The organism is Amycolatopsis orientalis (assembly GCF_000943515.2).
In the GTDB taxonomy this organism is placed as follows: domain Bacteria; phylum Actinomycetota; class Actinomycetes; order Mycobacteriales; family Pseudonocardiaceae; genus Amycolatopsis; species Amycolatopsis orientalis.
In genome coordinates this window covers 64,172-90,490 of the sequence record NZ_CP016174.1, presented here as the reverse complement: position 1 = coordinate 90,490, position 26,319 = coordinate 64,172, and the positions used below count along the sequence as shown (strand labels likewise).

General features: G+C 69.9%; 26 protein-coding genes. 20 read left to right on the top strand and 6 right to left on the bottom strand.

What is annotated here, in order from left to right; genetic code table 11:
• Positions 1-133 precede the first annotated feature (133 nt).
• From SD37_RS00400 to dnaB, 12 genes are all read left to right on the top strand, one after another.
• Positions 134-949, top strand: coding sequence for a hypothetical protein (locus SD37_RS00400; RefSeq protein WP_044849470.1), 816 nt, complete (start codon positions 134-136; stop codon positions 947-949).
• Between the two features lie 123 nt (positions 950-1,072).
• Positions 1,073-1,960, top strand: a complete 888-nt coding sequence (locus SD37_RS00395; RefSeq protein WP_044849471.1) for a hypothetical protein — start codon at positions 1,073-1,075, stop codon at positions 1,958-1,960.
• Positions 1,961-2,061: 101 nt separating this feature from the next.
• Positions 2,062-2,955, top strand: coding sequence for a hypothetical protein (locus tag SD37_RS00390; protein WP_044849472.1), 894 nt, complete (start codon positions 2,062-2,064; stop codon positions 2,953-2,955).
• 102 nt (positions 2,956-3,057) lie between these two features.
• The gene (gene rpsF / locus SD37_RS00385; protein ID WP_173426372.1) at positions 3,058-3,378 is read left to right on the top strand and encodes a 30S ribosomal protein S6; all 321 of its coding nucleotides are present in this window, start codon (positions 3,058-3,060) and stop codon (positions 3,376-3,378) included.
• 17 nt (positions 3,379-3,395) lie between these two features.
• Positions 3,396-3,905: a single-stranded DNA-binding protein gene (locus SD37_RS00380; RefSeq protein ID WP_020632569.1), complete on the top strand. Its 510-nt coding sequence runs from the start codon at positions 3,396-3,398 to the stop codon at positions 3,903-3,905.
• An 89-nt stretch (positions 3,906-3,994) separates the two neighbouring features.
• Entirely contained in the window at positions 3,995-4,243 is a 249-nt protein-coding gene (gene rpsR, locus SD37_RS00375; protein ID WP_005168122.1) for a 30S ribosomal protein S18, read from the top strand.
• A gap of 12 nt (positions 4,244-4,255) precedes the next feature.
• Positions 4,256-4,711: a 50S ribosomal protein L9 gene (gene rplI, locus SD37_RS00370; protein WP_005168124.1), complete on the top strand. Its 456-nt coding sequence runs from the start codon at positions 4,256-4,258 to the stop codon at positions 4,709-4,711.
• Positions 4,712-4,877: 166 nt separating this feature from the next.
• Positions 4,878-5,288: a hypothetical protein gene (locus tag SD37_RS00365; protein ID WP_044849473.1), complete on the top strand. Its 411-nt coding sequence runs from the start codon at positions 4,878-4,880 to the stop codon at positions 5,286-5,288.
• Positions 5,288-5,881, top strand: coding sequence for a DUF3558 domain-containing protein (locus SD37_RS00360; protein ID WP_044849474.1), 594 nt, complete (start codon positions 5,288-5,290; stop codon positions 5,879-5,881). Before SD37_RS00365 ends, SD37_RS00360 begins: the two co-directional genes overlap by 1 nt.
• A gap of 3 nt (positions 5,882-5,884) precedes the next feature.
• On the top strand, positions 5,885-7,216 hold the full coding sequence (locus tag SD37_RS00355; RefSeq protein WP_044849475.1) for a PPE domain-containing protein: 1,332 nt from the start codon (positions 5,885-5,887) through the stop codon (positions 7,214-7,216).
• A gap of 97 nt (positions 7,217-7,313) precedes the next feature.
• Positions 7,314-8,111 carry an ESX secretion-associated protein EspG gene (locus SD37_RS00350; protein ID WP_044849476.1) on the top strand — a complete coding sequence of 266 codons (798 nt, stop codon included), beginning with the start codon at positions 7,314-7,316 and terminating at the stop codon, positions 8,109-8,111.
• 476 nt (positions 8,112-8,587) lie between these two features.
• On the top strand, positions 8,588-9,997 hold the full coding sequence (dnaB, locus tag SD37_RS00345; protein WP_016338295.1) for a replicative DNA helicase: 1,410 nt from the start codon (positions 8,588-8,590) through the stop codon (positions 9,995-9,997).
• Positions 9,998-10,030: 33 nt separating this feature from the next.
• On the opposite strand, the gene SD37_RS00340 is transcribed toward dnaB, so the two are convergent.
• A complete protein-coding gene (locus SD37_RS00340) occupies positions 10,031-11,146 on the bottom strand; it encodes an FAD-dependent oxidoreductase (protein ID WP_044849477.1) in 1,116 nt (371 codons plus the stop codon).
• A 68-nt stretch (positions 11,147-11,214) separates the two neighbouring features.
• Between SD37_RS00340 and SD37_RS00335 the strand changes: the two genes are divergently transcribed.
• Together SD37_RS00335 and SD37_RS00330 are read left to right on the top strand one after the other, a co-directional pair.
• A complete protein-coding gene (locus SD37_RS00335; protein ID WP_044849478.1) occupies positions 11,215-11,898 on the top strand; it encodes a TetR/AcrR family transcriptional regulator in 684 nt (227 codons plus the stop codon).
• A 37-nt stretch (positions 11,899-11,935) separates the two neighbouring features.
• Positions 11,936-13,114: a serine hydrolase domain-containing protein gene (locus tag SD37_RS00330; protein WP_044849479.1), complete on the top strand. Its 1,179-nt coding sequence runs from the start codon at positions 11,936-11,938 to the stop codon at positions 13,112-13,114.
• 114 nt (positions 13,115-13,228) lie between these two features.
• Here SD37_RS00330 and SD37_RS00325 read toward each other — a convergent pair whose 3' ends face one another.
• Positions 13,229-13,687: a MarR family winged helix-turn-helix transcriptional regulator gene (locus SD37_RS00325; protein WP_044849744.1), complete on the bottom strand. Its 459-nt coding sequence runs from the start codon at positions 13,685-13,687 to the stop codon at positions 13,229-13,231.
• 61 nt (positions 13,688-13,748) lie between these two features.
• Here SD37_RS00325 and SD37_RS00320 point away from each other — a divergent pair, with 61 nt between their 5' ends.
• Positions 13,749-14,117, top strand: coding sequence for a hypothetical protein (locus SD37_RS00320; RefSeq protein ID WP_044849480.1), 369 nt, complete (start codon positions 13,749-13,751; stop codon positions 14,115-14,117).
• 60 nt (positions 14,118-14,177) lie between these two features.
• The gene (locus SD37_RS00315; protein ID WP_044849481.1) at positions 14,178-14,948 is read left to right on the top strand and encodes a dioxygenase family protein; all 771 of its coding nucleotides are present in this window, start codon (positions 14,178-14,180) and stop codon (positions 14,946-14,948) included.
• Here SD37_RS00315 and SD37_RS00310 read toward each other — a convergent pair.
• Positions 14,945-16,111 (bottom strand): MFS transporter, encoded by a 1,167-nt coding sequence (locus tag SD37_RS00310; RefSeq protein WP_044849482.1) that lies wholly within the window; start codon positions 16,109-16,111, stop codon positions 14,945-14,947. The genes SD37_RS00315 and SD37_RS00310 overlap by 4 nt on opposite strands.
• A gap of 90 nt (positions 16,112-16,201) precedes the next feature.
• Between SD37_RS00310 and SD37_RS00305 the strand changes: the two genes are divergently transcribed.
• Positions 16,202-17,392: an ROK family transcriptional regulator gene (locus SD37_RS00305; protein ID WP_044849483.1), complete on the top strand. Its 1,191-nt coding sequence runs from the start codon at positions 16,202-16,204 to the stop codon at positions 17,390-17,392.
• An 87-nt stretch (positions 17,393-17,479) separates the two neighbouring features.
• Here the strand turns inward: SD37_RS00305 and SD37_RS00300 are convergent, their stop codons facing one another.
• On the bottom strand, positions 17,480-20,728 hold the full coding sequence (locus SD37_RS00300) for a beta strand repeat-containing protein (RefSeq protein WP_052674785.1): 3,249 nt from the start codon (positions 20,726-20,728) through the stop codon (positions 17,480-17,482).
• Positions 20,729-20,931: 203 nt separating this feature from the next.
• The gene (locus tag SD37_RS00295) at positions 20,932-21,951 is read right to left on the bottom strand and encodes a hypothetical protein (RefSeq protein WP_044849484.1); all 1,020 of its coding nucleotides are present in this window, start codon (positions 21,949-21,951) and stop codon (positions 20,932-20,934) included.
• A gap of 267 nt (positions 21,952-22,218) precedes the next feature.
• Here SD37_RS00295 and SD37_RS00290 point away from each other — a divergent pair, with 267 nt between their 5' ends.
• From SD37_RS00290 to SD37_RS00280, 3 genes are read left to right on the top strand one after another with little or no spacing between them, the layout of a single operon-like run.
• Positions 22,219-23,424 carry an AI-2E family transporter gene (locus SD37_RS00290; RefSeq protein ID WP_044849746.1) on the top strand — a complete coding sequence of 402 codons (1,206 nt, stop codon included), beginning with the start codon at positions 22,219-22,221 and terminating at the stop codon, positions 23,422-23,424.
• Positions 23,421-24,587 (top strand): MacS family sensor histidine kinase, encoded by a 1,167-nt coding sequence (gene macS, locus SD37_RS00285; RefSeq protein WP_083254845.1) that lies wholly within the window; start codon positions 23,421-23,423, stop codon positions 24,585-24,587. Before SD37_RS00290 ends, macS begins: the two co-directional genes overlap by 4 nt.
• Positions 24,584-25,243 (top strand): response regulator, encoded by a 660-nt coding sequence (locus SD37_RS00280; RefSeq protein WP_037308547.1) that lies wholly within the window; start codon positions 24,584-24,586, stop codon positions 25,241-25,243. Before macS ends, SD37_RS00280 begins: the two co-directional genes overlap by 4 nt.
• Here SD37_RS00280 and SD37_RS00275 read toward each other — a convergent pair whose 3' ends face one another.
• The gene (locus tag SD37_RS00275) at positions 25,244-26,275 is read right to left on the bottom strand and encodes a hypothetical protein (protein ID WP_044849485.1); all 1,032 of its coding nucleotides are present in this window, start codon (positions 26,273-26,275) and stop codon (positions 25,244-25,246) included.
• Positions 26,276-26,319 lie beyond the last annotated feature (44 nt).

Genomic DNA, 26,319 nt, shown 5'->3' with positions numbered 1-26,319 from the left:
GGTGGTGGGGAGGAAGGCGGAGCTACCCTCGCGGGATTTTCCCCGGCGCGGGCCGGATGGTCACGCTCGTGGGGTAGCGTGAGCGCGTTCCGTTAAAACCGCGTTGGGTCTTGAGGGGCGGAGGACGAACTCGATGGGGAAGACTGCCGGGCGGATCACGGCTTGGGGATTCGCGCTTTCGGTCACGGCCGGACTCGCGTTCCCGATGACCGCGATGGCCGCCGGAGAACCGAATCCGACCCTTTCCGGTGACTGCGGTTCGACGCTGCAGAACGGGAAGACCGGCAACGGCCTCGTTCTCGACGCGGGTGCTCCGCTCAACTCGCCCGAGGCGCTGACCGTCGGACTCGACTCGCGGGCCAAGACCGCCGATGGCCGGAAGCCGCTGCTTTCACTGCCGGTCGGCGATCTGGTCAAGGCGACCGGCCTCACCGACAACGCGGTCGGCGACCTCGCCGCGCAGGGCGTCTGCCCGCCGGTGCAGGGCACCGTCAACGCGGTGGGCGACCTGACCCAGGGCGTCACCAAGGGCGTCCCGCCGGTCGTGACTCCGCCGGAGACCAACCCGCCGAACCCGGAGCCTCCGAAGCCCCAGCCTCCCAAGCCGCAGCCCCCGAAGCCGGGGCCGGGTCAGCCCGGCGGTCCGGGCAGTGAACTCCCGGTCGAAACCGGTCCGGGTTCCTCCACCGGCATCGGCGGCGACTCGATCGCCGGGGTCATCAGCAACGCCGCGCTGCTCCCCGGCAACTTCGTCCAGGCGCCGGTGATCACCGAGATCATCCCCGGTGAGGTCCCGCCGCCCACCGTGGACGAGAAGGACACCGGCAACGCGCAGGCCGTCCAGGCGCCGGTCGCCCCGGCCAAGCTGCCGCTGCTGCTCGCGGTGCTGGCGCTGGCCGTCGTCGCCGCGGCGCTCGTCCGTGCCTGGCTGCGGGGCAAACCCGCCTGATCTCACTTTCGGTGACGCCCGCTTCCACTCGAATGCCCGACCTCTTCGAGTGAGCGGGCGTTACTCGTCTCCATTAGCGTCGTTGTGCAGGTAGGTGAACCCGACGACGGAGGAGTCGAAGGCATGCGCGAACGGACACGGAGGGCGACGGCCCTGGGTGCTTCGGCCTTCATTCTCGCGGGCTCGGCCGCCCTCGCCATGCCGGGCACGGCCGCCGCCGCCGAGACCAAGACCGCCGTCTGCGGCGGATCGGTCACCGCGAAGCCCGGTGACACGATCCTCGGCACGACACCGTTGCTCGGCATCCCGCTCAACCTCGGCCAGGCGGGCTCGGTCTCCGGCGTGCTCACCGGCACCATCAACGCGCTGCTCGGCACGGTCTGCCGGGTGACGGTGACCGTGGTGAACACCGTGGTCGCGCCGGTCCCGGTCGTCGGCGAACCGGCCGCGGAAGCCCTGAACGGCGCCGTCTCGGGCACCACCCAGGCGTTGACCGGCGGCGGCCAGAAGGCCCCCGCAACCCAGCCCGCGCCCCAGAAACCGGCTCCCGGCACCGGCGGACCGCAGCAGGGCGGCGCTCCCGCACAGGGCGGCACCCCGGCGGGTGGCACCGGCGGCTTCCCGGCCGCGAACAGCCCGTTGCTGCCCGGCACCTTCACCCCGAACTTCGGCGGCCTGCCATGGGGCGTCAGCACCGGCTACGCCCCGATGCGCGACTACAGCTCCATCCCGATGGCGATGGCCGGTCTCTTCAGCCCTTCGCCCGGTCTGCGCTATGGCAGCCAGATCCCGGGTTACGCGCCGCAGTTCGGCATCTCGGCCGAGGGCGAGAACGGCACCGGGAACCCGGACGTCCACAACGCGGGACAGGCGGAGGCACTACCGAACGTGAGTGACGGGTTCACTCAGGACGGGAAACTTCCCCTGCTGATCGCCGTTTTGGCACTCTCCGGAGTCAGCGCGGGCCTGGTTCGCACCTGGGTACTCCGCCGAATGGCCGCTTCAAGTTAGGCCTACCGCCTAGTATCTTTCTGCTCACTCCCTCGTTATCCCCGTCGCAGTGATTTCTCATGCACTGCCACACGCCCCCACCGACCCGGAGGATCGCGCCCGTGCGGAAGACCACCATCTGGCAGACCACCCGCAAGGCGCTCACCGTCTCCGCTCTGGCGGCCATGGTCACCGGCGGCGCGTTCCTGACCGGCGGCACCGCCTCCGCGGCGACCACGCTGGCGAACGCGTGCAGCGGCACGGTCAACGGCGGGATCGGCGACACCGTCGCGATCACCGGCACCTCGGTCAAGGAACTGGTGCGCGCGGGCGCGCGGGAAGCGGGCACGCTCGCCCTCTACGACGTCGCCGCGAACGACATCGCCAAGGTCAACACCATCTCCGTCGGCACGGTCCCGAACGCCGCGGGCGGCTCGGTCGCGGGCAAGGCCATCGGCGCTGCCGTGCGGCAGGCGGTCAAGGACACGAAGTCCTGGGGTCTCGGCCTCAACCCCGAGAAGACCCTCGACAGCATCGAGCACAAGGTCGCCGGCAGCTGCGGCCTGACCACGGTCGCCACGAACTACGTCGCCCCCGCGCTGCCCACCCCGGGCACCACCGCCCCGCAGCAGGGCGGCACCGGCGGCGGCACCAACGGCGCCCCCGCCGCGCCGAACCTGCTCCCCGGCGGCAACGGCAACGGCACCGGTTACGCCCCGCCGCGCGACTACGGCAACCTGCCGGTCGCGCAGCCGGGCGTCGCGGTGGCGCCGGGCGTGCGCTACCCGGCCAACAGCCCGCTTCCCGGTGAGGGCGGCCCGCAGTACGGCCTCCCCGGCGCCGACGGCCAGGCCGGGCAGGGCGCTGACGTCCGCAACGCGGGCAACGCCGAAGCGCTCGCGACCGACGGCCTGCCCGGCGGCGACGTCCAGCTGCCGATGCTGCTCGCGGTGCTCGTGCTCGCGGGCGTGACCGCCGCGCTGGTCCGCACCTGGGTGCTCCGCCGCGTCTCCTGACGCCCGTCGGGACCGGCGAGAAAGCAGCCAGGTACGCTTACCTGGACAAACCCTCCTGCCACGGACAGTCCGTGGCCGCGAGCCCATAGGAGGTGAGTGGTTGTGTCACGCCATTACGAGGTAATGGTCATCCTGGACCCCACGCTCGATGAGCGTACGGTCGCACCGACCCTGGACAACTTCCTCAACGTGATCCGCACTTCGGGCGGAAGCGTGGAGAAGGTCGACGTCTGGGGCCGCCGCCGTCTGTCGTACGAGATCAAGAAGCACGCCGAGGGCATCTACGCGCTCCTCGACCTGAACTCGACGTCGGAAGCGGTCAAGGAGCTGGACCGTCAGCTCTCGCTTCAGGAGACCGTGCTCCGCACCAAGGTCATGCGCCGCGAGATCAAGCCGGCCAAGCCCGTCGCCGCCAAGGCCTGAGCCGAAGGAATTTTCCGATGGCTGGAGACACCGTCATCACGGTGATCGGCAACCTCACGTCCGACCCGGAGCTTCGCTTCACCCCTTCCGGCGCGGCGGTCGCGAACTTCACGGTCGCGTCCACCCCGCGCACGCTGGACCGTCAGTCCGGTGAGTGGAAGGACGGCGAGGCCCTGTTCCTGCGCTGCAACATCTGGCGTCAGGCGGCCGAGAACGTCGCCGAGTCGCTGACCCGTGGCGCGCGAGTCGTCGTGCAGGGACGCCTGAAGCAGCGGTCTTTCGAGACCAAGGAAGGCGAGAAGCGCACGGTCGTCGAGCTCGAGGTCGATGAGATCGGCCCCTCGCTGCGCTACGCCACCGCCAAGGTGAACAAGGTCAGCCGTGGCACCGGTGGCGGTGGAGGCGGCGGCTTCGGTGGAGGCGGCGGTGGAGGCCAGAGCGGCCCGCCCGCCGACGACCCGTGGGGTTCCGCTCCGCCCGCCGGTGGCGGCGGTGGCGGTGGCTTCTCCGACGAGCCGCCCTTCTGATCCGAAGTCGCATCAGGCGGTCCACCGCGGGCGAAAGCTCCGCGAGACGCCTCGAGACAACCACTACGTAGAAATCCAGGAGAAATACCGTGGCCAAGCCACCCATCCGCAAGCCCAAGAAGAAGGTCTGCGTGTTCTGCAAGGCCGAGAAGAAGGGCCGCCCGGAGAACATCGACTACAAGGACACCAACCTGCTGCGGAAGTACATCTCCGACCGCGGCAAGATCCGTGCCCGCCGGGTGACCGGCAACTGCAGCCAGCACCAGCGTGACATCGCCATCGCGGTCAAGAACTCCCGCGAAATGGCGCTGCTGCCCTACACCTCGACCGCACGCTAAGGAGGCACGTCAATGGCGAAGATCATTCTCACCACCGACGTCGCCAACCTCGGTGGACCCGGCGACATCGTCGAGGTCAAGGACGGTTACGCGCGTAACTACCTCCTCCCCCGCGGCTACGCGATCGTGGCCACCAAGGGCGCGGAGAAGAACGTGCGCACGATCAAGCGGGCGCAGGAGAGCCGTCGCATCCGCGACCTCGACCACGCCAAGGAGATCAAGGCGACCCTGGAGGGCCTCGGCGCCATCCAGCTGAGCGGCAAGGCGGCCGAGGGCTCGAAGAAGCTCTTCGGTTCGATCACCACCGCCGAGATCGTGGACGCGATCAAGGCCGCGGGTGGCCCGCTGCTCGACAAGCGCGTCATCGAGCTGAAGGACCACATCAAGACCGTGGGCAAGCACTCGGTCGGCGCCCGTCTGCACCCCGACGTCCGCGTCGACGTGCGGCTCGAGGTCAAGGCCAAGTAACACCGCTTCGGCCAAAGGGCGGGACTTCTCCTTCACGGAGGTGTCCCGCCCTTTGCTTTCCGCGGAACCCGACCCGGTCGGGCCGCGTCTGAAGCCTTGACGGGGGTTCAAGGCATTATGAGACTCGACGTCGAGGCACGGGGACTCAAAAGGGGATCTGGAAGCAATGGCTTACGACAGCAACGCCGAACAGAACCGGCAGCAGCAGGTCACGGTGTCCGCTCCGGCCAACCCGGACAAGCCGGCGTCCACGTCCGGCGGGGGTGGCGGCGGCTTCGCCTTCGACAAGGACAAGATCGACGGCATCATCAAGAAGTGGACCGACCTGCAGGCCGAGCTCAAGAAGGACTACACCGACGCGACGCTGATGGCGAACGTCAAGGCGCCCGGCAAGGAGTTCGCGAGCGGCGACTGGGAGAAGCTGGCCAACCCGTCGGGCAAGGCGTTCCTGGAGCAGAACCAGAAGATGCAGGACTACGTCAAGAACTACATCGACCAGCTGACCGCCGCCAAGCAGAAGATCGCCACGAACGAAGCCGAAACGCAGGCTTCGCTCAACAAGCACAGGGCTGTGTGATGCGACGTTCCCTCGTTCTCCTCCTCGCCGCCGGCGCGCTGGTCGCCGGCTGTTCCGGTTCCAAGTCCGGGACCGCGTCTCCGGAGCCGTCCTATACGACCGGGTCCCCCAGCGCGTCGAGCGGTTCGTCCGGCTCCGCGCCCAAGGTGCCCAGCCCGCTGAAGACCAGCTCGATCGAGAGTGACGCGTGCTCCGCGCTTTCCGCGGCGAAGCGGTCCGAACTCGGTCTCGGCGAAGGCGAGCGGCGGACCACGAGCGTCGGACCCGGCTGTTCGATCTTCGCCGCGGACGACCGGCTGAACCAGATCGAGATCAGCCCGGTCCTCGCGAACAAGAACGGCCTCAGCGACGTCTACGACACGAAGGCCAACGACGAATACTTCGAGCCGACCGAGGTCGCGGGCTACCCGGCGGTGTACGCCGCGGCGCTCGACGGCCGCAAGAGCGGCAAATGCGGCCTGTTCGTCGGCGTGACCGACCAGCTGGCCGTGAACATCCTGGTGCAGTACGACAACGGGCCCGGCGCGAGCGATCCGTGCCCCGTCGCGCTCAAAGTGGGGGAAGCGATGATCGAGACGTTGAAGGAGGGCTGAGGGATGTTCCTGCTGCCGATCATCGCCGGGTACTCGGCCTACAACCTGGCGACCACGAAATCCGGCGACTTCGAAGCGTCGGGCGGCGATCGCAAGATCGACTGCTACAACATCTGGGAGAAGATCGTCACCGGTCCCGGGACCGGGTCGATCCAGGAGGGCCAGGCCGCGGCGACCCGGCTGAAGGCCGGTTACCAGGACAGGCTGACCACCATCGACAACCTGTCGAAGGAGATGGACGCCGCCTGGACGGGTAAGAGCGCCGAAGCCGCGCAGGAGTCCGGCGCGCATCCGCTGCGGGCCTGGATGGAGGACTCCGGCAAGAAGCTGGCGGACTCCGACAAGTACCTCGGCGAGCAGAACACCGCGTTCACCACGGTGAAGGCGAAGGTGCAGCCGGTCCCGAAGGACCCGCCGAAGAACAACCTGCTCAACTCCATCACCCCGTGGACCACCGACACCGACCGCGCGATCCGGGACTACAACCAAAAGGGTCAAGCGAACGTCGACGCGTTCAACGAGTACTTCAAGGCCAGTTCCGAGAACGGCAAGAAGATGCCCACCTACTCCAAGATGGAGGGGCAGAACACGAACGTCGACGTCAACGGCGGCGGCAAGGACAAGGACGGCGACGGGCAGGGCGACCGGAATGGGAACAACGGCATGCCGCCCGGCGGCATCTCCACCCCGCCCGGTTCGATGCCGCCCGGCGGGATGCCGAACATCCCGGGCGTGAACACGCCCGGCGTCAACATGCCGGGGTCCAACATCCCCGGATCCAATCTGCCGGGGTCGAACCTTCCCGGCTCCAACCTGCCGGGCTCGAACATCCCCGGCGGCCACTTCAACCCGAACATCCCGGGCAGCGACTACAAGCCGCCGTCCTGGAACGACGGGACGCACGCGTCCGGCTTCACCCCGCCCAAGATCCCCGGTGCCGGTGGCTTCGGGCCGAGTGGCGGCGGAGGCGGTGGCGGCGGCGGCTTCGGCGGCACCGACATCCCCGGTGCGGGCGGTTTCGGCCCGGACGGTGGCTTCGGTCCCGGCGGGGCGGGCTTCGGCCCCGGTGGACCGGGCAGCGCGAGCGGTGCGGCCATCCCCGGCGGCGCGGCGGGCGCGGGCCGCGGTGGCATGGGCCCCGGCGGCGCCGGTGGTGCGGGTGCCGGCCGCGGCGCGGGCGGGATGATGGGCGGCATGGGCGGTATGGGTGCCGGTGGCGCCAAGGGCAAGGGCGCCGAGGACGAGGAGCGCAGCTCCAAGTACCTCGTCGGCGACGACCCCAACGACATCTTCGGCACCGACGAACTCACCGCACCGCCGGTGATCGGGGAGTAATACGTACGAGCGGGCCGGGCGCGTGCCAAAATTGGCGCCGCGCCCGGCTTGTCTTGTCCCGGGCTGGACGAACATGAACGACTAGGGGGCAGTTCCGGTGCTGGACAAGCAGGTCACCATCACGACCGGCACCCTCATCACGCTGATCCGCCGCCGAGGCGGCGAACCGCACACGATCCTGTCGGAGACCCCGACCTGGTACAGCGACGAAGCGCAGCGGACCGAGGACGAACGGACCAACGAGGAACTGGCGAGCCAGGGCCTCTTCGGCGCGCGGGGCCTGCACCCCGGGTTCAAGGCGACGCTCGAAGCGATCGCCAGGCCGTCCTTGGAGTACTACGGCTGGGTCGACGGCGGATTCGAGGGCAAGGCGCTGAGCTACACCCTGCTCGCGGGCAGCGCCGGCGGGGAGGGCTTCGTACTGGCCCGGCACAGCGAGCACGACGGCGTCGCGCTCGCTTCGGTGCGGCCCGAAGAACTGCTGACCGAGTTCCTCGACCAGATCCCGAAGCTCGCGCCCGGACGAGGGCGGCCGATCGCCGTCCCGAAGAGCCAGATCGAAGCGCCGCGTTCGTCGTCGACGGCGCAGGACGAGGGTTTCGAGGTCCTTCGCAGCGGAAGGCAGAGCGCCGGCAGCCAGGAGGCCGACGAGCTTCGCCGCATCCTCGCGCTGCGCCGGATGGGCAGCGGCAGCCTGTACGTCGCCGCCCGTGGCCGGAGTGGCGCGCGGCAGCGGATCGAACGCCCGGTGAACTACATCGATACGTCCGAGGGCCGGTGGCTGACCGAGGAGATACCGGGAAGTGGCGAGCCGCGGATCGCCTTCACACCCGCCGACCAGCACGTTCTCGGAGAACGACTACGGAGCGCACAGGGCAGGTTGTTCGCGTCCTGAATTCCACGCCGTTCAGCCCACCGGGTCATGCCTCTACGCTCCGTAGCATTCATCCACAGGGCACCCCTGTGCGCCGCCGTGCGACACGCCGAACGACGTGTTTTGCCCGACACGCCGCACGGATTTGAATAAAGTTCTCCACAGTATGTACACAGGCCCTGACCAGCGGTTTTGTCAGACCATCCCACCGTTGCCCACAAGTTGTACACAGGCTTTCGGTCACCTGTGAAGGGATGCCCGCAGTCATCCCCAGGTTATCCACAGGGTGGTCCCCAGGCGAAATTGCGCTGGTCCTTTCGGGGGGCCTACCGTGCCCGCCGGGTGGGTACGCACGGTGGCGTTCGACCGGCCCGTGAGGCGGGCGCAGGGGAGTGCCGAGGGCCGCGGGAGGGCGGACGGCGGGCGCGGACGTACCGACCGGGGAAGTTCTGGCATAATCGAACGCGTGTTCGATCCATGAGGAGGTGGCAGCAGCGGTGGCGCTGACCGACGACCGCAATCCGATGTACGCGGAGTCCGATCCGGGTCCCAGCGACCCCGGGCCGCGTGGCGGCGAGTACGACCGCCAGCCTCCGCAGGACATCGCGGCCGAGCAGTCCGTGCTCGGCGGCATGCTGCTGTCGAAGGACGCCGTCGCCGACGTCATCGAGGCCCTCGGCCCCGACGATTTCTACCGGCCCGCGCACCAGGCGATCTACGACGTCATCCTCGACCTCTACGGACGCGGCGAACCCGCCGACCCGATCACCGTCTCGGCCGAGCTGGAACGCCGCGGCGAACTCGGCCGCGTCGGCGGCGCCCCGTACCTGCACACCCTGATCGCGACGGTGCCGACGGCGGCGAACGCCGGGTACTACGCGGAGATCGTCTCCGAGAAGGCGGTGCTGCGGCGCCTGGTCGAAGCGGGCACGCGGATCGTGCAGTACGGCTACGGCGCGGCGGCGGCCGACGGCGCGAACATCGACGAGGTCGTCGACCGCGCGCAGGCCGCGATCTACGACGTCACCGAACGGCGTACCAGCGAGGACTACGTCGCGCTGGAAGAACTGCTCCAGCCGACCATGGACGAGATCGACGCGATCGCGTCCCGCGGTGGGCAGTCGCAGGGCATCCCGACCGGGTTCGCCGACTTCGACGATCTGACCAACGGCCTGCACCCCGGGCAGATGATCATCGTCGCGGCGCGCCCCGGGGTCGGCAAATCGACCCTGGGACTGGACTTCGCCCGTTCGGCGTCCATCAAACACGGTCTGACCAGCGTCATCTTCTCGCTGGAAATGAGCAGGACCGAGATCGTCATGCGCATGCTCTCGGCCGAAGCGCGGATCCGGCTGGCGGATATGCGCGGTGGCAAGATGTCCGACGACGACTGGACGCGGCTCGCGCGCCGGATGAGCGAGGTCTCCGAAGCTCCGCTGTTCGTCGACGACTCGCCGAACATGACGATGATGGAGATCCGCGCGAAGGCCCGGCGGCTCAAGCAGCGCAACGATCTCAAGCTCGTCGTCCTCGACTATCTCCAGCTGATGACCTCGGGCAAGCGCGTCGAGTCCCGGCAGCAGGAGGTCTCGGAGTTCTCGCGGCAGATGAAGCTGCTGGCCAAGGAGATCGAGGTCCCGGTGATCGCGATCAGCCAGCTGAACCGTGGTCCCGAACAGCGGACCGACAAACGCCCGATGCTGTCCGACCTCCGTGAGTCCGGCTCGCTGGAGCAGGACGCCGACCTCGTCATCCTGGTCAACCGCCCCGACGCCTGGGAGCGGGACGACCCGCGCGCGGGCGAGGCGGACCTGATCATCGCCAAGCACCGTGCCGGGCCGACGGCGACGATCACCGTCGCGCACCAGCTGCATTACAGCCGGTTCGTCGACCTGTCACACGACTAGCGGCGTGTCCACCAGCGCGGGCTGAAGGGCTCTTCAGTCCGGCTGGAAGAACGCGAGCATCTTCCGCGCGGCGTCCGGCGCCATCAGGAGATCGTGGACCCGCTCGGACATCCGGGCGGCGGCACCGGCGCGTTCGAACATCTCGTGTTCGTACGCCTTGACGGCGGCGGGGAAGTCGTCCGGCCGCGCGGCCAGCGCGAGACCGAGCAGTGCGCCGTCGAGCAGGGCCATGTTGGCGCCTTCGCCGACCGCCGGCATCAGGTGCGCGGCGTCGCCGATCAAGGTGACGTCGGGGGCCGAGGGCCAGGTCAGACCGACCGGCAGGGCGGTGATCGACCGCGGCACGACCACGTCGTCGCAGGCCTCGATCAGCGCGGTGAACCGGGCGTCCCAGCCGCTGAGCCGCTCGATCAGCCACGCCCGGGCGGCCGCCGGCTCGTCGAGCGGGATCCCGCTGGTGGCGAACCATTCCTCGTCGGTGCCGTAGAAGCTGAGGCTCACGCGCACGGTGCCGTCGCCGTTGCGCTGCGCCGCGAGGGACTTCCCGTCGCCGAGCGCCCAGTAGGTGCCGCGCCCGACCATCGCCGCGAGGTCGGGATGGGTGCGGTCGATGTCGGGAATGCGAAGTTCGACGAGGTTGTGCCCGAGATGCGCCGGACGGGCGTCGGTGAGCAGCGCGCGGACCCGGGAGTTCGCCCCGTCGGCGCCGACCAGCAGGTCGTACTTCGCGCTGCCGCCGTCGCCGAAGCGCAGCACGCCGTCTCCGGCTGATTCGTAAGCGTGCCCCCAGCGCACCGTGTGCTCGGGGAGGGAGTCCAGCAGCAGGTCGCGCAGGTCACTCCGGTCGATCTCGGGCCGCGCGAACGGCGCGTCGTCGGGCGTGTCCTCCTGCAGCAGCAGCGTGCCGTCCGGCTCCAGCAGCCGCATGTCCTGGCCTTCGCTACGGGCGATCGCGGAGAACCGGTCGAAGAGACCCGCTTCGCGCAGCGCCCGCTGCCCGGTGTCGGCGTGGATGTCGAGCATGCCGCCCTGACCTCGGGCGTCGCGCGACGCTTCCCGCTCGTACACGACGGCGTCGATGCCGTTGACGTGCAGAACCCGCGCGAGAGCCAGGCCTCCGGGCCCTGCTCCGACGATGGCGATGGTCATGTCGCACTCCCTCGATACACTGTATTGGTCAATACACTGTATCGAACGATGCGTTGTATTGTCACCGCATGGTGGTGTGGGAGCGGCCGGAGCCGCCGAGTCGACCCGCTCTGGCCCCGCTGAGCCGGGAGCGGATCGTGCGGGCGGCGATCGAGCTGGCCGACGCGGACGGCCTGGACGCGGTGTCCCTGCGCAAGATCGCCACCGCGCTGGACGTGGGCCCGATGCGGCTGTACGGCTACATCGAGAGCAAGGAAGAGCTGCTCGACCTGATGGTCGACGCCGCCCACGCCGAGATCCGGCCAGCCGGGGACGACTGGCGAGAGGTGCTGGCCTCGCTCGCCCACGCCATGCGGCACGCCGTTCACCGGCACGAATGGCTCGCCGATCTTCTGGGCGGCCGCCCCCAGCTCGGGCCCAACGCGCTGGCCACCGCCGAGTCCGTGATGGCGGCGCTGGGCGACATCGGCGTGGACTCCGCGATGCCGGTGGTCTCGGCGGTCAACGCGTACACCATCGGCGCGGTACGCCGGGAGATCGCCGAGCGGCGCGCGGAGCGGGCCACCGGGCTGGACGAGAAGCGCTGGCAGGCCACCCTCGGGCCCTACCTGCAGCGGTCCTTCGCCACCGGGAAGCTCCCCGCCCTGGCCACGGTGGTGCACGACGCCGTCCACCTGACCGCCGACGAGACCTTCCGGATGGGCCTCGATTTCCTGCTCGACGGCATCGGAGCCCGCGTGTCAGCGCCGTGACCGTCCCGTGTCAGCGCGGCCCGCGAACGTGGTCGCCATGACCAAGACACCGAAGACCTTCCGCCGGATCGGCCTCGTCGCGCTGGCCGCCGCGCTGCTGACAGGTGTGACCGTGCCCTCGGCCTCCGCCGGGCAGGATCGCCCGGAACTGCGGCAAGTCCTTCAGGAGTTCGTCGACGCCGGGTTCGGCGCGATGCAGCTCCGCGTCCGTGACGAACGGGGCGAATGGACCGGCAGCGCCGGGGTCCGCGAGCTGGGCGGGACCGCGAAACCGCCGACGAACGGCCACTTCCGCGTCGGCAGCACTTCGAAGAACTTCACCGCGACCCTCGTGCTGCAGCTGGTGGCCGAGGGCAGGATCGGCCTGGACACCCCGGTGACGGGGTTCCTTCCCGAGTTCGGGCTGGACTCGCGGATCACCGTGCGGATGCTGCTGCAGCACACCAGCGGACTGTTCAACCACACCGGCCAGTACAACCCGGACGGGACGGTGACGCCCGGAATCCCTTGGGCGGGCAAGGAATGGGTGGACAAGCGCTTCCACACCTACCGGCCGGAGGAACTGGTCCGGCTGGCCGTCTCCAAGCCACTGGTCTTCGAGCCGGGCGCGCGCTGGGACTACTCCAACACCAACTACGTGGTGGCCAGGCTGCTGGTCGAGAAGCTCACCGGCCGTCCCTTCGCCGAGGAGCTGGACCGGCGGATCCTGCGGCCGCTCAAGCTGCGTGACACCTTGTCGCCGGGCGCGTGGCCGGGGATGCCCCAGCCGTATGCCCACGCCTACTACCAGTACGACGACGCGGGTCAACGGAAGACGATCGACGTCACGCACCAGAACCCGTCCTGGATCTCCAGCGCCGGTGACATGATCTCGACGACCAAGGATCTGCAGACCTACTTTTCCGCGCTGCAGAGCGGAAAGCTCCTCCCGGCCTGGCTGATGACCGAGATGCGCAAGACGCACCCCGGCAGCGAAAGCCTTTACGGCTTCTACGGTCTGGGGCAGTTCTCGCAGGACCTGGGCGCCGGCTGCGTCGGCACCGTGCTCAACCACAACGGCAGCAACAACGGCTACGCGGCGCTGATGTACAGCACGCCCGACGGCGGCAAGACGCTGACGGCGTCGATCACCGCGGGCGATCCCGAGAAGGACCCGCTCCCGTCGTATCCGGCGGCGCTGACCAAGCTCGTCCGGACGGTGTTCTGCGGTAAGTGAACCGGGTTACTCGTCGTCCAGCCGCGCGGTGAGGTCGTCGACGAAGCGGCCGAGGAGGCTACCGAAGATCTTTCGGTCCTCCTCGGTCCTTTCCCCTCGGGCGCCGCTCGCCCGCTAGCGCCCGAGCGCGCCGTAGTTCCGGACGAACGAGGTCAGCAGCCGGGCGAACTCACGGCGGTCTTCGTCCGGCCAATCGGCCATCGCCTCGGCGAACACCGAGCGACGGAACTCGTGCATCCGCGTCACCTCGGCGCGGCCGCTTTCGGTAAGGACCAAGACGGCGCGGCGACCGTCACGCTGATCCGCCTCACGCCGGAGGAAACCGCCGTCGACGGCCCGCGCGACCAGGCGGCTCGCGCGCGGCTGGTCGATGGTCAAGGCCGCCGCGAGGCTGGTGACGGTGCCGGGTTCGCCACTCTCTTCGGCCGCTTCGACGGCGTCGAGCAGCCCTTGCACCGCCTGGTCCGGCATCGATTCGGCGCGGTCGCGGGCGAGCTTCGACAGTGAGCGCCTCGCCTGGCTCCGCCGGATGGCGATCATCGCGCGTTCCACGTCGGCCACGGCGTCCGTCATCATCCCGTCCTCAATTGAATGTACTTTTACATGTAGTTGCCGTCTACATGGAGGAGTATCCATGAAACCCATCGGATTCTGGTTCGCCCACCTTCACCAGGCTCTCGAATCCTCCTTTGATCGGGTCCTCGCCACCGAGGGGCTGACACGCCGCCACTGGCAGATCCTGAACACGATCGACAGCGGAGCCTCGCCCGACGAGGCACTGTCCCCCTTCGGGGAAGTGCGGGAGGGCGGCACCGACCTGCGCGCTCGCGGCTGGATCGACGATGACGGCGCCCTGACCGCCCCCGGCCGGGAGACATATCTCCGGCTGAAGACCAAGGTCGGCGAGTTCCGCTCGCGCGCGACCGAAGGCATCAGCGACGACGAGTACCGGACGACGGTCGGCGTGCTGGAACGGATGGCGGCGAACCTGGCGCGGGAATAAGGCGGGACGCGGCGGCGTCGTCTATCGTATTAGTTGAAAGTTCAAACACCTGGAGCTGACATGACCCCGGTGCTCTACCTCAGCCACGGCGCGCCGCCGCTCGCCGACGACGCCACCTGGACCCGCCAGCTCGCCGGCTGGTCGGCGGACCTCGAAAAGCCGAAGGCGATCCTCGTCGTTTCCGCGCACTGGGAAGAGGCGCCGCTGACCCTCGGCGCCACCACCACGGTGCCACTGGTCTACGACTTCTGGGGCTTCCCGGATCGCTACTACCAGGTGGAATACGCCGCACCCGGCGCTCCCGAACTCGCGGACAAGGTGCGGAAACTCCTGCGTTCGACGCAGACGCCGGTCCACGACGCGCCCGACCGCGGCCTCGATCACGGCGCGTACGTCCCGCTCGTGGAGATGTACCCGGACGCCGACATCCCCGTGCTCCAGGTGTCCATGCCGTCGCTGGACCCGCGCGAACTGTTCGACCTCGGCCGCAAGCTCGCGCCACTGCGTGACGAGGGCGTGCTGATCATCGGCAGCGGCTTCTTCACCCACAACCTGAGCGCGCTGCGCCAGACCGACGGCACCGACGGCGCGCCGCCGTCGTGGTCGAGCGAGTTCGACCACTGGGGTGCGGAAACCCTGCGTGCTGGCGACCTCGACGCGTTGCTGGACTTCCAGCACAAGGCGCCCGCCGCGGCGATCGCGCACCCCAGGATCGAGCACTTCGCGCCGCTGTTCGTTTCGCTCGGCGCCAGCTCTTCGGAGGGGAAAGGCGAGACCGTCATCGACGGCTACTGGTACGGCCTCGCCAAGCGCTCCCTCCAGTTCGGCTAGCGGGAGCGGAGCACCCCTGCGCCCGCCACGAGGCCGATCGCCAGCAGCGTGACCAGCCCGAAGGACACCGTCAGCGACGTCAGGTCGGCGATCCCGCCGATCAGCGACGGCGCGACGAGCCCGGAGGAGTAGGTGATGGTCGCGACGCCCGCGATCGACTGGCTCGGCGTCGGCCCGCTGCGTCCGGCCGCCGCGAAGGCGAGCGGCACGACGACGGAGACGCCGAGCCCGATCAACGCGAAACCGGCCATCGCCATCACCGGATGCGCGGCCAGGACCACCAGCAGGCCGCCGGCCGTCGCGAAGGCGCCGCCCGCGCGAACCGTTTTGACCGAGCCGAAGCGCCTCACCAGCGCGTCGCCGCAAAGCCGGGCCACCGCCATCGTGCAGGTGAACGCGGTGGTCGACGCGGCGGCGATACCGGGCGAGGTACCGAGGACGTCACGCAGGTAGACGGCCGACCAGTCGAGGCTCGCCCCTTCGGCGAAGACCGCGCAGAACGCCACGGCACCGATGATCACGGCGGACTTCGGCGGCAGCGCGAACCGCGGTGGCGGGTGCTCGTCGGGTGCGCTGCGGACGTCGAGGACACCCTGGCAGAGCAACGCTCCGGCGACGGTGAGCACGGCGGACGCGATCGCCAGATGCACCCTGGCGTCCAGCGCGGCGTGCGCGGCGAGCGCTCCGGCGGCGGATCCGACGAGCGCGCCCGTGGTCCACAGGCCGTGCAGGCCCGACATCACCGACTTGCCCATCTTCTCCTCGACGTCGACACCGAGCGCGTTCATCAGGACGTCCGAGGTGCCCGCCGCGGTACCGAAGAAGAACAGCGCCACGCACAGGGTGAAGAGGTTTCCCGCCAGTGACGGCAGGATCAGGGCGAGCGTCCAGTACGCGAGCAGCAGCCGCATGCCCTGCCTGCCGCCGAGCCGATGCCCGATCCGCGCGGCGAGCGGCATGGTGAGCGAGGCGCCGATGGCGGGGAAGGCGAGCGCGAGGCCGAGCTGGCCCGCGCTGATCCCCGCATGCTCCTGGATCCACGGGATCCGGGTGGCGAAACTGCCGGTCACGGCGCCGTGCACGGCGAAGATGGCGGCGATGGCAACCCGGGCTTGCCGCACCCGGCGAGTCGGCCCGCCGACGGTTTCCACTGCATTACTCACTGGGCCCCCAAGGTCCACGAGACAACCGATGAGGACCAGCGTAAACTATCAGGAAGGGAACCTGATAATTAATTCTGGGAGGATCTGCCGGTGAGTGTCATTCGGACGCCGTCCGCCTCCCCGAGCACCGCGCGGGCCATCAACGACCGGCTGGCCCTGGACCTGCTCCAGCGCGAGGGTCCACTGACGGCCGCACAGCTCAAGACCTCGACCGGGCTTTCCCGGCCGACCGTCGCCGACCTCGTCGAACGCCTGCAGGACGCCGGACTGATCGCGATCGTCGGTGAAGCGGGCGCCGAACGCCGCGGGCCGAACGCGAAGCTGTACGGCATCGTCGCCGAACGCGCGTACCTCGCCGGCCTCGACGTCCGCACGCACGGCATGGCCGTTTCGGTCGCGGACCTGCTGGGACGCACGCGCGCGGAGGCCTCCCTGCCGTTCGACCTGGACGTCGACACCGAACTGGCCGTCGAGCGCGCGATCACCCTGCTCGAAACCACCACCGCCGAAGCGGGCGCGAACGAGCTGCACACGATCGCCGTCGGCGCCCCCGGCCTGGTCGACCCGGCGACCGGCGGACTCCGGCCCGCCGGGGGATTGCCCGCGTGGCACGGGAAACTCGTCGTCGAACTCCGGCGGCGGCTGGGTATCCCGGTCCTGCTGGAGAACGAGGTCAACCTCGCCGCCGCGGCCGAACAACGGCTGGGCGCCGCCCGCGACCGGGACACGTTCGTCCTGCTGTGGCTCGGTTACGGCGTCGGCGCGGCCGTCGTTCTCGACGGCTCGCTGCGCCGGGGCGCTTCGGGCGGCGCGGGTGAGATCGGGTTCCTGCCGATGCTCGGACCCGGCAGGCTCCCGACGGCGACGGACTGCGACGGCGGCTTCCACACCCTCGCGGGCAGTGCCGCGCTCTGCGAATTGGCCCGCGCGCACGGCATCCCGGCTTCGCCCGCCGACGACGCCGAAGCGGCCGCGGCGGCTGTCGGGTACGCGATCGACGCTGGTGCCGAGGAGTTCCTGGACATCGTCGCGGAGCGGATCGCGATCGGTTCGGCCGCGGTCACGGCGGTGCTGGACCCGGGCTGTGTCGTGCTCGGCGGCGAAGTCGGCCGGGCTGGCGGCGACGTGCTCGCGGACCGGGTGAGCAGGCGGCTCGCGGAGATCTCGCCGCTGCGGACCGAGGTCCGGGCGGGGACCGTCGGCGGAAGCGCCGTACTGGAAGGCGCGGTGCTGACCGCGATGGGCGCGGCTCAGGACGCGCTGTTCACCCCCGGGAGCTGAAGGCACCCTCGAACGAAAGGAAGCGGGCCCGGGAGAGTCTCCCGGGCCCGCTTCGTGTCAAACAGTGGCGTCAGCCGACTGGCAGGTTCACATGGTGTGGAACTTCTTGCCGGTCAGGGTGCCCACGAAACGCTGGAACATGCTCAGCGGCGACGAGTCGACGTTCGCCAGAGCCGGAACCTGCGCGGTCGGCAGCGCCGGGGTGCCGCTCACCGCGGGCAGGGTGCCCGAGGTGGGAAGCTGCACCGGCAGCTTGCCGGCGGACGGCAGCTGGCCGATCGGGAGGTTGCCCGCGGCGGGCAGGTCCATCGGCAGCTTGCCCAGTGCGGGCAGCTGACCGACCGGCAGGGCACCGGCGGTGGGCAGCGCCGGAAGCTGCGCGAGCTTCGGAGCGTCCGCACGAGCGGTGTCACCGGGCAGCGACGGAGCCTTCGGCAGCGCCGGGATACCGGGCAGAGCCGGGGTTCCGGGCAGCTCGGGCAGGTCGGACTTCGGCAGCTGAGCCGGGATGGTCCCCAGCTGCTTCAGCGCGGTCAGTCCGGCCAGCTGCACCGGCAGGGTGCCGACCTGGGGGCCGTCGGCGCGAGCGCCACCGAGCGCCGGGGTGGTCGGCAGGGCGCCGGCACCGTTCAGCGACGGCACCGCGGGAGCCGCGGGCAGGGCGGCCGCACCGAAGGGCAGCGCGGGCAGCGCGTTGATCGGCATTTCCGAACCGACCGAGTCGGTGAAGGCCCGGGTGAACTCCTCGCCGTTGATCACGGTGGAGTCTTCCGAGTTCTCCTCCGCGATGGCCAGCACCGGGATTTCGAGCTCGTTCAGCGGGATCACGAACACGAGCGGGTGGTGGAAGTTGAAGCCGGAAAGGGCTTCTCCGCTGCCGTCCGTGATGCTGTCGCCACCGGCCTGGCCGGTGACCATGCTGTCCGCGTTCGTCTTGGAGACGCCGCCGGCCACCGCGATGGCGTCGCCGAACACCTCCGGGACAACCGCGACCGGCACGTCGAGGATGTCGCCCGACAGCGATCCGTCGAGGCCCGAGGTCTCGACGTCCCCGCCCGAAGCGGCGTCGACGGTGTCGGAGCCTTCGGCGGTCGCGATGCCCGCGGCCGAGACGGCGTCGTGCGTGATCGGCACCACCGGCAGCGCCTGCACGCCGATGATGTTGCCCGCGACAGCACCGTTGTCACCGTTGGTGGTGGCGTCGCCGCCGGCCGCCGACATGACGTCGTTGATGCTGTTGCCCTTGGCGATACCCGCACCCGCGACACCGAGGCCGGTCACCGGCACGGCGCCACCGATCGGCGTCTGGACGATGTTCCCGGCGAGCGCGCCTTCCTCACCGTTGGCGGTGGCGTCGCCACCGGCCGACGAGTCGGTCAGGTTCGAGCCCTCGCCCGACGCGATTCCGCCCAGCACCGCGGCGAAGTTGTGCGCCTGCACCGGCAGGGAGACCGGGCCGTAGACCAGGTTGCCCGCGCCCGCGCCACCGTCACCGGTCGCGTGGACGTCGCCGCCCGCGTTGGACGTGGTGTCACCGTCGGCGGCACCGTGGCCCTGACCGATGAACGCGCCACCGATCCCGAACGCCTGCACCGGCAGCGAAACCGGCACGGTGCCCAGGTTGGAGCTCAGGAAACCGTTGTCGTCGTTGGTGTTCCCACCGCCGCCACCGGAGATGACCTTGGTCTCGTCGGCCGAGCCGGAGCCCTGGCCGATGAAGGAGCCACCGACACCGAAGATCTCGACCGGGCCCGCGACCGGGACCTGGACGACGTTGCCCGAACCGGACGAGTCGTCGCCCGTGGTGCCGTCGTACCCGCCGGCGGTCACGGTCTTCGTCTCGGTCGCCTCGGCGACGGCCTGGCCGATGTGCGAGCCACCGACGCCGTAGACCTCGGGGGCCAGCGCGGCCTGGGTGTTGACGATGTTCCCGGCGAGGGTGGAGTCCTCACCGGTGGTGTGGCTGCCGTTGCCCGCGTTGGCGTCGACGGTGTTCTCGCACGACGTGGCGGAGACGTTGCCGATGTAGGTGCCCGCGATGCAGGTCACCTCGACCGGGGCGGCCACGGCCGGGTCGACGATGTTGCCGCCACCCGCGGAGCCGTCGCCCTCGGAGCTGACGAAGCCACCGGCGTCGACGACGCTGGACTGGCTGGTGCCGCCGTCCTTGCCGGTGTTCGCGAGGCCGATCCAGCTGGCGGCCACGCCGCCGACGTTCACGACGTCCGCGGTCTGCGGCACGATCGCGTTACCCGCGACGGCCGAGTCCTCGCCGGAGGTCTGGACGTAGCTGGGGACGTTGCTCCAGCCGGGCGTGGTGTCGCCGGCCTGAGCGTCCGCGGACGAGCTGCTGTTGGAGTTCGCGAGCGAACCCCACGCGGCGGCCGCGTTGTCGTTGAACTTCACCGGGAGGGCGATCGGCACCGCGCCGACGTTGCCGCCGAGGGCGCTGTCGTCACCGTCGGTCTCGACCCAGCCGCCGGAGGTGGCGTCGGTCTCGGCCTCGTAGCCGGAGCTGTTGCCGTTGCCGATGATCCAGGACGCGGCGTTGCCGGTGACCTGGACCGGGGTGGCGAACTGACCGGCCAGCACGTTGCCGGAAAGGGCGGAGCCCTCGCCGTCGGTGGTGATGTTGCCGGTCTCGGTGGTGCTCTGGCTGGCGGAGCCGCCGACCACGCGGCCGGTGCCACCGGCGAGCCCGCCGCCGTTGCCGGCGATCTGGATGGGCAGCGCCCAGTCGAGGGACACGACGTTCCCGGCGAGGCTGGAGTCCTCACCGGTGGTCTCGATGTCCTGGTTGTGCGACCAGGTCTGGTCGTGCGTCCCACCAACGACCTCGGCGTCGCCGAGCACGCCGATGGCGTTGTCGACGATCTGGATGGGGACGACGACGTCGCCCACGACCTTGTTGCCCTTGAGGATGTCGTCCGTGGTGGTGAACCCACCACCGGTCAGCCCACCGCTGACCTGACGGGCCGAGTCCTTGGCGGCCAGCGGCGCGGGAACGGCGCCCTTGCTGGAGAGCTGGGGCAGCCCCCCACCGATGCCGTCGGTGCTGCCGCCGGGCGAGGTGACGCCGTCGAGCGCTTCGGAAACCGGCTTGGTGACGGCCTTGGTGCTGACCTCACCCTTGTAGCCGGGGACGTCGAGCTGGCCGAGGGGCGTGCCAATGGCGTTGTTGTCGATCTCGATGGGAACGGTGACGTTCGCGTCGAGCGGTGAGGCAGGGGTGTCGGGGTTGACCTGTTCGTCAGCCGACGCGATGCCGGTGCCCAGCATCAACAACCCACCCGTGACCAACGCGGTCTGGAGTCCGCGCTTTGCCCAGGATTGCATGGGGTTTTTCTCCTTCATTTCGGGTTCCCTTTCGGGTTCAAGGAGGTGCTCGCGACAGATCGCCGGGAAGCACCAGAGGGGGGTGGAGCGACTGCGGGCGCACAAAAGCGCACCGCCGTTTCGCGGGGATCAGGAGCGGACGCGAAGCCAAGCCCGGAATCGGGAGGCGTAGGGCGCGTCGGCTACCCCGCGGAGGGAGGTGTTCAGTCGGGAGTGACGCCGGGCTGCGAGCCCGGGGTGAGCGGCATGTACCGCGTACCGGCCAGCGTGGTGCCGGCCAGGGAACGCTCGACGGCGGAGGCGACCCAGGCGGGGACGCCATAGGTCAGGCCGTCGAGGTGACCACCGGGGGCGTTGCCGCCGCCGGGGACAGTCGGGATGGACGGCGCGACGGGAAGCGGCGCCGGGGTGAGCGGACGCGGGAAGTCACCGTGGTGACCGTCGCGCGCCGGAGCGTCCTCGACCTGAACGAAGGCACCGTGCTGCTGCACGAAGGCCGGCATCGGGAGGACGGTCCCGGAGGAAGCGGGGAACTGGCTCATGGCCAGCTGGGCGAAATCGGTGACCTCTTCGCCGGCGCCGCCGGTCTCCAGCGGGGACCGCTGGTCGAGCGGAACGCCGCCGACCGGGATCTCCGGGATGAGGTCGCCGTGTCCGGCCGGGTCGAGGAGTTCCCAGACCTTGCGGCCGAAGTCGGGCGACGGGGCGAAGGTCTCGTCCAGCACCTGGCGGGTGTCCTGCGGCTTGCGCACGATGTGCTCGACAGCCCCGAGGGTCCGCTCGGTGGGGGTGATCACCACGTCGTCGGCGAAATCGGTGACGGCGTCGCTGACGCGGGTGGAGACCTCGTGCTCGTCGGCACGGAGGTCGCCGCAGTGGTGCTTCGCGGGAGCGGGCTTGCCGTCGCCCGGCATCGACCACGTGGTGGCTTCCTGGTGGCGGTCGCCGCACATCGCGCCTGCCACCTCGCCGGCGAACTTCGAGGTACCGCGGGACACGTCGGTCAGACCGGCCGTGGTTGCGTCGGTGACCGGGGTGACGCTCGTTCCGGGAGTGGAGACCACCGGAGCGGAGGGGACGACGTCGGCGGAAGCGGAGGCGCCGGAAACGAACCAGGCCGCGGCGGAACCGGCGACGGCGCCGCCGAAGACGAACAGCGCACGCGAAGCGAGACGGCCGAAGCGCGCCGCGCCCCGCCCCTCGTTCTTCGCCGCGTTCGTCACTCGGTCTCCTTCTCGCTTCGGTCGTTGCGGCACCGACATAAGCAAAGTGGGGGCGGCCCCCGCATCCTGGGAGCACCTTGATGGCACGATCGTGTGAAGAACACAGAGTGTGGCCCGCGATGACGATCAGTGATCGACGCTGGCGGGGCCCGGTTACTTCCGAGTCGACCGATCGGCGGTGTGTCAAGCGTCGCTTCGGGGGAATCCGACCCTGGCGCGTCGCCCGGAATGCTCAAGAACGTCACCCGGGACCGATACGGTGAGCCGGTGAGCGAGCCCCAGCGCAAGCGGCCGGAATTCGATCCGGCGAACCCGTTCCTCTCCGAGTCCACCGAAGACGTCACCAGCCTGGTCCCTCGCGGCCTGCGGATCGGCGCGGCGTTGTCGTGGCGTTTCATCGTGGTGATCGCCGCGCTCTACGTCATCGTGTTCCTGATCGGCTACCTGTCGGTGGTCGTCATCCCGTTGTCGATCGCACTGCTGCTCGCCGCGCTGCTCGCGCCGGCGGTCTCCAAGCTGACGGCGCTGAAGTTCCCACGCGGGCTGGCGGCCGGGATCGTGCTGATCGCCGGGCTGGCGGTACTCGGCGGGCTGCTGACGTTCGTCGTCGCGCAGTTCTCCTCCGGGCTGCCGGAACTGCAGAAGCAGCTGACGGAGAGCCTCAACCAGATCAAGGTGTGGCTCATCGACGGCCCGCTGCACCTGCGCCAGGAGCAGATCCAGGAGTTCATCAACCAGGCGATCGGCTTCCTGCAGAACAACCAGGCGTCGATCACCACCACGGCGCTCACCACGGCGGGCACCGTCGGCGAGATCGTCACCGGCTTCATCCTGACCCTGTTCATCCTCATCTTCTTCCTCTCCGGCGGGGAACAGATCTGGAAGTTCCTCGTCCTCGGTGTGCCCGGCCGCGTTCGGAACCGGGTCGACGTCGCCGGGCGCCGCGGGTTCGCCTCGCTGGTCAGCTACGTGCGCGCGACGGCGGCGGTGGCCGTGGTCGACGCGGTCGGCATCGGCGTCGGGCTGGCGATCGTCGGCGTGCCGCTGGTGATCCCGCTGGCGACGCTGGTCTTCCTCGGCGCGTTCATCCCGATCATCGGCGCCGTGATCGCCGGCGCGGTCGCCGTGCTGATCGCGCTGGTGACGAAGGGCGTCGTCGGCGCGCTGATCGTGCTGGCCATCGTCATCGGCGTCATGCAGCTGGAAAGCCATGTGCTGCAGCCGATCCTGCTCGGCCGCGCGGTCAAGCTGCACCCGCTCGCGGTGGTGCTCGCGATCACCGCCGGTCTCGTGGCCGCCGGGATCGCCGGCGCGCTGCTGTCGGTGCCGCTGCTCGCGGTGCTGAACGCCGGTATCCGGTCGCTGCTGCACGAACGCGATCCCGATCCCGCCGAGGTCGACGTCCTGCGGGATCAGGCGGCGCAGCCGAACGATCAGGGTTCACCGGACGAAGAGGTCGAAGCCAAGCCGTGACCGATACCCCGCTCTGGCGTGCCGTGTCGGCACTGGGCACGCGGGACCCGGCCACTCCGCTGTGGCGCGGGGTGATCGTGCTTCGCGTGACGACGCTGCTCTTCGCGCTGGGCTCGTTCATCGTCCACTACGACGGCTACGCGAAGCAGTGGCTCGCGTGGACCGCGTTCGGCGTGATGACGGTGTGGACAGTACTCAGCAGCGTGTTCTACGCGCGGCCGTCGAGCCGCTGGCCGTGGCTGGTCGGCGTCGACCTCGCGCTGACGGTCGTCCTCATGTTCACCTCGGCGTGGATCCTGACCACGGCGCAGTTCGACGCCAACACCCCGCTCATCACGACGGTGTGGGCGGCGGTCCCGCCCGCGGCCGCCGGGACACGGTTCGGCGCGCTCGGCGGGGTGCTCGCGGGGCTGGTGGTCTCGGTGGTGACCGGGCTGGTGCGCTGGCGGTTCGACGTCGACGTCGCGCGGGACGGCTTCCTGCTGACCGCGAGCGGGTTCGTGATCGGGCTGGCCGCGACCATGGCCCGCCGCTCGGCCGACGCGCTGACCAGGGCGTTGCGCATGGAAGCCGCGACGGCGGAACGGGAACGGCTCGCCCGCTCGATCCACGACAGCGTCCTGCAGGTGCTCGCGCGGGTGCGCAAACGCGGCGCCGAATTCGGCGGGGAGGCGGCCGAGCTGGCGAAACTGGCCGGTGAGCAGGAGATCGCGCTGCGGGCGCTGGTCACCACCGAGCCGACGCGGCCCAGCGAGAACGGCACCACCGACCTCCGGGCGGCGCTGCAGTTGCTCGCGACGCCGTCGGTGCAGGTCTCGACGCCCGCCGGTGAGGTCCAGCTGCCCGAGCACGTGACCGCGGAACTGGTCGCGGTGGCCCGCGAAGCACTGTTGAACGTGGAGAAGCACGCCGGTCCCGAAGCACATGCCTGGGTGCTGCTGGAGGACCTCGGCACCGAGGTCGTGGTGAGCGTTCGCGACGACGGTCCCGGAATCGCGCCCGGTGTGGTGGAACGCGCGACGGCCGAGGGACATCTAGGTATCGCGGAGTCCATCAAGGGACGCGTGCGGGATCTGGGCGGCAGCGTCGCCCTCGACACCGCACCGGGCCAGGGCACGGAATGGGAAGTCAAGGTGCCAGTCGCGGCGAGGGGGAAGCGATGACCGGTGATCCTCAGGTGTCGGTGATGGTCGTCGACGACCATCCGATGTGGCGGGACGGGGTCGCCCGCGACCTGACCGAGCACGGCTTCGACGTGCGGGCCACCGCGCCGGACGCGCCGGCCGCGGTACGGATCGCGCGCACGGTCCGGCCGGACGTCGTGCTGATGGACCTGAACCTCGGGGAGACGTCGGGCGTCGACGCGACCCGCGAGATCACCGCGGAGCTGCCGTCGACCAAGGTGCTGGTGCTGTCGGCGAGCGGCGAGCACAGCGACGTCCTCGAAGCGGTCAAGGCCGGGGCGTCCGGTTACCTGGTCAAATCGGCCTCGGCGAGCGAACTGGTGGACGCGGTCAAGCGGACGGCCGCCGGGGATCCGGTGTTCACCGCCGGTCTCGCCGGGCTCGTGCTCGGCGAATACCGCCGCATGGCCGACGCGCCGGACGACGGGCCCGCCCCGCCGCGGCTGACCGAACGCGAGACCGACGTGCTGCGCCTGGTCGCGAAGGGGATGACGGCGCGGCAGATCGCCGAGAAACTCGTGCTCTCGCACCGGACGGTGGAGAACCACGTCCAGTCGACGCTGCGGAAACTCCAGCTGCACAACCGCGTCGAACTCGCCCGCTACGCCATCGAGCACGGGCTCGACGAGGAATAGCTAGCCCTGCGGGATGGTCACCACCTGACTGCTCCGTTCAGCGGGCAAGGGCGTCTTCACGACGGTCCACTGTGGACGATCGAGGCGCCAGCTCGCGACGACGTCGGTGGTGAGCACCAGGGCGTCGTCCTCGGTCCATTCGATCGCGACCTGCTTGAGCGGGGTCGCGATCGGCATCGCGGGCGCGTGCGTCCAGGTCAGCGTGTCGAGGGCGAGCACCCAGACGTCGGCGGCCTGCGTCGCCGTCCCCGCCCAGGCGGGATCGCCGAACAGCACGGCGACCTTGTAGCCGTCGCGGCTCGGCACCACCGGGCCCGGCGTGCCGTTGGCCACCGGCCGTTCGACCGGCGTGCGCTGATCGTTGCGCAGGTCGAGCACGGAGAACTTGGTCAGCTCGGCGAGCAGCAGCCGGTCCTTGGTGATCGCCAGAACCCGGGGGAACTGGTGCACGGCGCGGCCGGTGGCGGGATCGATCAGCACGTCCTCGGCACTGGCCGTCCCACTGTTCACCGTGATCAGCAGGCCCTTCGGTACCTCTTTCCGGACGGCTGTCGTGCAGCTCGCCGGACGGCCGCGGTCGCGTTCGGCGCCGAGCAGGGACACGTACTGGAGGCGGCACAGGTCGTTGCCGTCGTCGCGGATCAGCCAGACGCCGGTTTCGTCGACGGACGGGGCGACACTGCGCGCTTTACCCAGCCGCCACGGCTGATTCTTCGGATCCCCGTAGACGAACACTTCGGACGGATCCAGGCACGAGGGCCCGCAGCGGGCGGCCGACAGCACGACCGGGAACTTGCCGACGCGGAGGACTTCGTTGACCCTGTCCCCGCCGGGAGCGCCCGGGAGCGGAGTGGTGGCGCCGGTCGCGGGATCGAGCACCGAAGCCGGAGAAGTCGACATGACGAGCCGGAAACCCGCGAAGTCCACCGGTTCGCCTTGGATCCGCGACGGCGGCGGGGTCGTCGGCTGAGGAGGGGGCTGCGGAGGCTGGGCGTCGACGGTACAACCGGCCAGCAGAAGGACCGCCGCCACCAGGGCGGCACCGGGGTGAAATGCGGGTCTGTTCAGGGTATTTC

Bases quoted from the DNA above. Each gene is read 5' to 3' on its own strand.
- SD37_RS00340 (WP_044849477.1), bottom strand. From the start codon at position 11,146: ATGACCATCGCCATCGTCGGAGCAGGGCCCGGAGGCCTGGCTCTCGCG.
- SD37_RS00395 (WP_044849471.1), top strand. From the start codon at position 1,073: ATGCGCGAACGGACACGGAGGGCGACGGCCCTGGGTGCTTCGGCCTTC.
- SD37_RS00335 (WP_044849478.1), top strand. From the start codon at position 11,215: ATGGTGGTGTGGGAGCGGCCGGAGCCGCCGAGTCGACCCGCTCTGGCC.
- SD37_RS00380 (WP_020632569.1), top strand. From the start codon at position 3,396: ATGGCTGGAGACACCGTCATCACGGTGATCGGCAACCTCACGTCCGAC.
- SD37_RS00330 (WP_044849479.1), top strand. From the start codon at position 11,936: ATGACCAAGACACCGAAGACCTTCCGCCGGATCGGCCTCGTCGCGCTG.
- SD37_RS00355 (WP_044849475.1), top strand. From the start codon at position 5,885: ATGTTCCTGCTGCCGATCATCGCCGGGTACTCGGCCTACAACCTGGCG.
- SD37_RS00360 (WP_044849474.1), top strand. From the start codon at position 5,288: ATGCGACGTTCCCTCGTTCTCCTCCTCGCCGCCGGCGCGCTGGTCGCC.
- rplI (WP_005168124.1), top strand. From the start codon at position 4,256: ATGGCGAAGATCATTCTCACCACCGACGTCGCCAACCTCGGTGGACCC.
- SD37_RS00320 (WP_044849480.1), top strand. From the start codon at position 13,749: ATGAAACCCATCGGATTCTGGTTCGCCCACCTTCACCAGGCTCTCGAA.
- SD37_RS00280 (WP_037308547.1), top strand. From the start codon at position 24,584: ATGACCGGTGATCCTCAGGTGTCGGTGATGGTCGTCGACGACCATCCG.
- SD37_RS00400 (WP_044849470.1), top strand. From the start codon at position 134: ATGGGGAAGACTGCCGGGCGGATCACGGCTTGGGGATTCGCGCTTTCG.
- SD37_RS00315 (WP_044849481.1), top strand. From the start codon at position 14,178: ATGACCCCGGTGCTCTACCTCAGCCACGGCGCGCCGCCGCTCGCCGAC.
- SD37_RS00365 (WP_044849473.1), top strand. From the start codon at position 4,878: ATGGCTTACGACAGCAACGCCGAACAGAACCGGCAGCAGCAGGTCACG.
- SD37_RS00300 (WP_052674785.1), bottom strand. From the start codon at position 20,728: ATGCAATCCTGGGCAAAGCGCGGACTCCAGACCGCGTTGGTCACGGGT.
- SD37_RS00325 (WP_044849744.1), bottom strand. From the start codon at position 13,687: ATGACGGACGCCGTGGCCGACGTGGAACGCGCGATGATCGCCATCCGG.